Here is a 6,819-nt window from a genome sequence, read left to right on the forward strand (position 1 = left end):
GACCAGCGGCGTGCCGAACACGAGGCTGCCGCTGACCACGGCCTGCACGCGGTTCGACCCGGGCTCGCCTTCCTGTCGCGCCTGCATGCGCGCGTGCAGCACCGGAATCAACAGGTAGAACGCGAAGAACAGCAGCAGAAACGGCTCGGTCGAGGCGAACAATTCCGGCCAGTATTTGAGTGCGCCCCAGGCTGACGCAACACCGAAGGTGAAGACGAAACCGACGAGATTGAGCACGCGCCAGGGCTTGATCCAGGCGATGAAGAAGATCGCGGCATTGAGCACGGCGTAATACGAGAACAGCGCGACGTGGTTGCCACTGTCGGTCGAGGCGAGGATCGGGGCGAGGAAGCCGCCGACGATCGCGAGCACGGCGAGCGCAGGCGAATCCTGCAACACCGCGAGCAGGCCGGCGCCGGCGACGACGATGACAAGCAGGGCAAAGGTCAAGGTCGGGGGTAGCAGTGCGTAGAGGCGATACGCGGCGAAGATGGTCAGGATCAGCACGCCGATCGCTCCGCCCTGCAGGCTCAGCGCGAACGTGCGGTGCGACTCGCGCTTGTGCCAGGCGAATGCGAGCGCGGCGAGCGCGGCGACGGCGACGCCGAGGAAGCGGAACTCGACCGGCACGGTCAGCCAGCCCGCGTCGGCCGCATACTTGAACAGGTAGGCGACGCCGAAGAACACGACGACGATGCCGACCTTGACCAGTGGATTGCCCTCGGTCAACCAGCGCTTGATCCAGGCGAGCGCGGGCGGATCGGCGCGTGGTGGAGTCGGGATGCGTGGCGGCGGCGGCTGAGCTTCGACCGCGGCCGCGGGTTCGCGCAGATCGATCGTTGCCGTGCCGGGATCGGCGGCGGTAGTCGTGGCGACAGGAGCGAAAACGGCGTGCGCCGGCAGGGGTTCCGTCGACGGCGCGGCCGTTTCGACAGGCGCCGCCTTGGTAGGCGCGGCCGTGACGACTGGCGCATCGGATCGCTGCACGGCAGGCGCCGAAACCAGCGTCTTGAGCTGCGCCTCGAGTTCGCCGACGCGCTTGCCGAGCTTGACGAGCCGGCCGAACAGCAGCCCGCAGACGATACCGAACGCCATGCCGACCGCGCCGACCGACTCGTCGAACACGATCCAGCTCAGCCAGCCGCCGAGCACGGCGCCCACGAACATCCACAAGAACGTCATCGCGTCTGTCTCCCGTCGCGCCCCGCGCATTGCGCGTTCAAAAACCCCAAGGCGATCAGCACCCGCTCGCGCAGGCATCATCAAACAATTTTCACCTGACCTGCAAGACGGAAAATCGGCGGTTCGAGGGTCAGTACAGCGGCGGCTCTCCCGGCGGTCGCGACTTGAAGCGCTTGTGCACCCACAGGTACTGCTCCGGCGCCTCGCGCACCATGCGCTCGATCTGGGCGTTGACGCGCGCGGTGTCTGCGGCAGCATCGGTGGTCGGGAAATTTTCCAGCGGTGCTTCGAGACGCAGCGCGTAGCCGCGGCCGTCGGGCAGGCGGCGATGGAAGAACGGAATCACCGCGGCGCCGGACAGGCGTGCGAGATGATGCGTGGCGGTGATCGTCGCCGCATCGACGCCGAAGAACGGCACGAACACCGAATCCTTGCCGCGCATGTCCTGGTCGGGCGCGTACCAGAGCGTACCGCCGCGGCGCAGGTACTTCACCGTCGCGAGCAACTCGTCCTTGGTGTACATGGCTTCGGCGTAGTGCAGGCGCGCGCGCAGCACTTCATGCTCGAACACGGGGTTGTCCATCACGCGGTACATGCCGGCGATGCGGATGCGTTGCGAGACCAGGCGCGCGCACAGTTCGAGGTGCGAGAAGTGTGCGCCGACGAGGAGCACGCCGCGGCCCTGCGCGCGGCAGGCTTCGAGGTGTTCGAGCCCTTCGATCGCGCACGGCACGCGCGCGAGCGCGCGGTCGCTGCCCATCCAGGCGAAGGCGAACTCGACCAGCATGAGGCCGAGGTCGGCGAGCGTGGCGCGCAGCAGGCGCTCGCGTTCGCCGGCGGAGAGTTCCGGAAAGCAGATTTCGAGGTTGCGCTGCGCGATGCGGCGACGCGCGCCGGGCAGTTGCCGGGTCAGCAGGCCGAGCGTGCGGCCGAGCAGATGCAGCACGCGGTACGGCAGTCGCGCGACGAGCTTCATCACGCCGACGCCGAGCCACGAGGGCCAGTAGCGCGGCGAACGCAGAGGAGGTTGGGGATTTTCCGGCGCCGTCATCGCCCGGAGTATACGAGAAGGCATGACTATTCGAATCCATGCCGCGTCCGCCCCGCGGCTATACTTCGCCATCCTTCATCCCGCCTCCGCACGTGCCGCTACGCCGCCTGCTCTACACGCTGACCATGTACCTGCTGACGCCGGCGATCCTGTACCGGCTCGCGGTGCGCGGCCTGCGCTACCGCGAATACTTCGATCGCTGGCGCGAGCGCTTCGGCCATTCGACGATCGAGCTGAAGGAAAGCATCTGGATCCATGCCGTGTCGATGGGCGAGGTCAACGCCGCGCTGCCGCTCATCGATGCGCTGATGGCGCGTTACGCGGACATGAAGTTCGTGATCACGACGGTGACGCCGACCGGATCCGAGCGCGTGCGCCGCGTCTACGGCGACCGCGTGGTCAACCTCTATCTGCCCTACGACCTGCCGACCTCGATCGCACGCTTCCTCGACCGCGTTCGTCCGCGTGTCGCGCTGATCATGGAAACCGAGATCTGGCCGAACCTATTCTTCGAGTGCGAGGCGCGCGGCATTCCGCTGATCATCGCCAACGCGCGCCTGTCGGAAAAAAGCCTGCGCGGCTATTCGCCGATCCGTCCCTTGGTGAAACGTGCGCTGGCCGGTGTCAGCTACATTGCTGCACAATCGGCCACCGACGCGACACGTTTCGCCGAACTCGGCGCGCCGGCCGAGCACCTCGGTGTGATCGGCAACCTCAAGTACGACATGAGCGTGCCCAAGCACCTGCTCGAAGAGGCCGCGGCGATGCGCGATGCCTGGGGTGCGCGCCGCCCGGTGTGGATCGCGGCGAGCACGCACGACGGCGAGGAACTGCCGGTGCTCAAGGCTCATGCCGAAGTGCTGCGCCGTTTTCCCGACGCGCTGATGCTGCTCGTGCCGCGTCATCCGGAGCGATTCAAGCCGGTGGCATTGGCCTGTCGCAGTTTCGGCTTCGTCACGCGCACGCGCAGCGAGGACGGCGCGGCGAAATCCGATACGCAATGCTTCGTCGTCGATACGCTCGGCGAGCTGCTCAACTACTACGCCGCTGCCGACGTCGCCTTCGTCGGCGGCAGCCTCGTGCCGATCGGCGGGCACAACGTGCTCGAACCGGCCGCGCTTGCCGTGCCGATCGTGGTCGGTCCGTACATGTTCAATTTCGCCGAGATCAACCAGAGCCTCACCGCGGCCGGTGCTTCGCTGCAGGTACTCGACGGCGACGAGCTCGGCGCCGCGATCACGCGCCTGTTTGCCGACGGCGCCTTGCGCAAGCGCGTCGGCCAGGCCGCGCAGCAGGCATTCGAGCGCGAGCAGGGCAGCGTGCTGCGCACGCTCGCGATCGTGGAAAAGGCGCTCGATAACGAGACGGCGAAAAAATCCGGCTAGTGTGTTCTGCAATCAGGCAAAAGTAATATCAGCCATTTTCCGTGCAGTGCCACCGGCGCAGGCAAGAATCTCGCCTACGAAGGACGTCGTTCGCGTCGTCGTCAAAGGATCCGTTGTCGCTCAGGTAGCTGTGCTTACGGCGGACATGCTGAAATGCCCGCCGGTGTGGTCAGGCGCCGCAATGCGAAGGTCTGCAGGACGAAGCCGTCCGCGCGCGCGGCGATCGACGCGTCACCGGTTGCGCAATCCAGGCGCATGTTCAAGACGTAGTTGGCCGGCTTGGCGATCTGGGTCTTGTCGAACCCACTGCCGAAATGCGTGCCGGTCGGTTCGATCAGCTGCGCCGTGTAGCCGCCGCTGCCGTCGGGAACAGCCGTTCCGATCATCCACGACTGTGTGCCGTCCGTGTTGAGCTGGAAGTACAGCACCTGCAGATGGCCTGCGTCGGATCGCTCGACGAGGAAACCGTTGCCCGTGGTCACCGGGTCATACCACGCGCCGCTGGCCTGTGCGGTGGTGCCTGACGAACCGCAGCCGAGGCCGTCGAGTTGCGAGAGCTTGAACAGCGGCACTTCCATCGAGCCCCAGCCAGCCGGTCCATCCCAGCGCATGCCGCCGCTCGTGCAGGTGTCGAAGCTCAGCGCGATGCGGCCCCAGTGTTGCGAGGTCACCTTGCCTTGCGCGTCGCGCTGGCCGCGGCGCACGTCGGCGAATTCGATACCGTTGCCGACGATGTCGCCCATGCCGAACACCCAGGCTTGGCTGCCCGCGACGCCGTTCGGTGGATAAGTGAAAAAGTATACCAACGCCTTGTTGCCCGGCAGGATTTCCAGCTCGATGCCCTCGCCGCTGCGCGCCGGGTCGTACCAGAGGCCGCTGTAGCTTGCATCGACGTTCGGCGCAGTCGATGCCGGACGCGGCGCGACCTGGCTGTCGAAGCTTGGCGGCTGCAGGCTCGCATCGATGCGGCATGGGCCTTTGACGCCGCTGGCGACTGCGCTCTGGCAACCCGTCTGCAAGTCGGCGACGCTCGGCTGCTTCGCACCCGCGATCCAGGCGCGCAGCGCCTCCCACGCGGCCACGCCTTCGGCCGTGTTGAAGCCGCAGTGCGTCGGACTCGACTCGTTGACCAGCGCGCTGGTCAGCTGCGTCGCCGGCAAGGTCGCGCGCAGCACGGACTCGTGCGCGGGAATCACGAGCTCGTCGTGGTTCGTGTGCATCGAGATCACCTTCGTCGCCGGATCGACGCGGCCGCGGAAGTCCGAGGCCCAGCGCAGATAGAGCTGCGCGAATGGATCGGCATCGATGCGCGTGATGCCGGCATTGATCGCTGCATCGGAATATACGACGCCGGTCGTGGTGAACGGATTGATGCCACCGAGCTTGTCCGGCGCACGCACGAGATCGGACAGGCCGTAGGTTGCGTAGCCGAGGTCGGTGAGGAAGAAATCGTCGCTGGTGATGTGCGCGAACGTCTTCAACTCGTCGAGCCGGCGCAGCATCGCGTCGTTCTGCAGCAGCGACGGCAGGTTCACGCCGGTGCAGACGTTGACCGGCAGCAGCGTCTGCGCGAGTTGCGCCTTGTCCTGCAGGTCGGAAAGATTGTCGGGGATGTCGTCGAGGTTGTACGCCCACGTCATCGGCGCGGCGCCTTTCGGCAACTGGCCGGCGCTGTTCACGTCCTTGCACACCACGTCGTAGGCGAGGCGCGCATCGATGCCGAAATCCCAGGTGCGCGATCCGGCCGCGGGCGGGCACAGCGAGAGCACGCCGGGCACCGGCGCGAAGCGCGCATCCTCGGCGAGTTTGAGCGAGATCAGGCCGCCGAGCGAGCCGCCCCAAGGGATGATCGCGCCGGGCACGCCGACCTTCTGCTTGAACGTGTCGAGCAACTGCGCGTTGTCGTCGGGCGCGTTGAACAGCGCCCATGCGCGCTGGCTGTAGCTCGACGCGGCGACCGCATAGCCTTCCTGCAACTGCAGGGCGGCAAGCGGACCGAGGCTCGGGTTTGGCGCGGGCGGGTTGAACGACAGGCCGTGCTGGAACAGCACGAGGCTGTCGCCCGCCTTCCAGCCGTCGGGCGCCTGGATCTGATAGTAAGCACCCGAGGCGGTCTGCCCGCTCAGGGTCTGCACGGCGTGCGCTGCGTCGACGCAAACGAACAGGCCGGCGAGCGCCGCCAGCCCGGCTGCAAAACGATGGTGCATCGCCTCGCCCCTCATGTCGTGTCCCAACTTGATGGATCATCATCCTCCATTGCTGAAACGCGGGTAAATCCAGTGCGTTGACGCGTTCAGTTAGCATGCGCGTCGGGAGGAACGACGATGAAAGTTCTGGTTACCGGTGGCGGCGGATTTCTCGGCAGCGCGATCTGCGCGCAGTTGCTTGCGCGCGGCCATGTAGTGCGTTCGTTCAATCGTTCCGCGGCGACGACCGCGGCTGCAGGCATCGAACCGCGCCGCGGCGACATCGCCAATCTCGGCGACGTACTCGCCGCGGCCAAAGGTGTCGACGCGATCGTGCACAGCGCCGGCAAGGTCGGCGCCTGGGGCCCGGCGCAGGAATACCACGACATCAACGTGCGCGGCACCGACAACGTGCTCGCCGCCTGTGCGCGCCACGGCATCCGCAAGCTCGTGCTCACCTCGAGTCCGAGCGTCGTCCAGCGCGGCAGCGACATCGAGGGCGCCGACGAATCGCTGCCGTACCCCGCGCACTTCGCCTCGGCCTACGCGCAGACCAAGGCGCTCGCCGAGCAGCGCGTACTCGCCGCGAATGGCGCGGACCTCGCCACGGTCGCGCTGCGCCCCCACTTCATCTGGGGACCGGGCGATCCGAACCTGCTGCCGCGCGTGCTCGCACGTGCACGTGCGGGGCGCCTGCGCCTGATCGGCAAGGTCGACAAGCGCGTCGACATCATCTACGTCGACGACGCGGCGCACGCGCATGTGCTCGCACTCGACAAACTAGACATCGGCGCGCCGATTGCCGGCAAGGCCTATTTCGTCAGCCAGGGCGAGCCGATCACGCACGCGCGCCTGTTCGGCGCCTGGCTCGCTGCGGCCGGGCTGCCGCCGGAGACGCGGCGCATTTCGGTCTGGCTCGCGCACGCGCTGGCCGTCACGTTCGAAGGCGCCTATCGCGCGCTCGGCGTGCGCAGCGAGCCGCTGCTGACGCGCTTCATCGTCGAGGAATTCTCCA

Annotated in this window: 5 protein-coding genes; 2 read left to right on the plus strand and 3 right to left on the minus strand. The window is 67.0% G+C overall.

Annotated elements, in window-relative coordinates; translation table 11 throughout:
- Both VF497_RS13290 and lpxL read right to left on the minus strand, forming a co-directional pair.
- A partial coding sequence (locus tag VF497_RS13290) for a DUF2339 domain-containing protein (protein ID WP_330889473.1) occupies positions 1-1,182 on the minus strand: 1,182 nt, incomplete at its 3' end.
- A 130-nt stretch (positions 1,183-1,312) separates the two neighbouring features.
- Positions 1,313-2,233 carry an LpxL/LpxP family Kdo(2)-lipid IV(A) lauroyl/palmitoleoyl acyltransferase gene (gene lpxL / locus VF497_RS13295; RefSeq protein ID WP_330889475.1) on the minus strand — a complete coding sequence of 307 codons (921 nt, stop codon included), beginning with the start codon at positions 2,231-2,233 and terminating at the stop codon, positions 1,313-1,315.
- A gap of 38 nt (positions 2,234-2,271) precedes the next feature.
- Between lpxL and waaA the strand changes: the two genes are divergently transcribed.
- Complete coding sequence (gene waaA, locus VF497_RS13300; protein WP_330889477.1) at positions 2,272-3,618, plus strand: lipid IV(A) 3-deoxy-D-manno-octulosonic acid transferase; 1,347 nt, start codon at positions 2,272-2,274, stop codon at positions 3,616-3,618.
- A gap of 134 nt (positions 3,619-3,752) precedes the next feature.
- On the opposite strand, the gene VF497_RS13305 is transcribed toward waaA, so the two are convergent.
- Complete coding sequence (locus VF497_RS13305; RefSeq protein ID WP_330889479.1) at positions 3,753-5,825, minus strand: hypothetical protein; 2,073 nt, start codon at positions 5,823-5,825, stop codon at positions 3,753-3,755.
- Between the two features lie 117 nt (positions 5,826-5,942).
- Between VF497_RS13305 and VF497_RS13310 the strand changes: the two genes are divergently transcribed.
- Positions 5,943-6,819 (plus strand): NAD-dependent epimerase/dehydratase family protein (locus VF497_RS13310; protein WP_330889481.1); only part of this gene is annotated, 877 nt, incomplete at its 3' end.

This window comes from Rudaea sp. (genome assembly GCF_036383415.1).
GTDB lineage: Bacteria > Pseudomonadota > Gammaproteobacteria > Xanthomonadales > Rhodanobacteraceae > Rudaea.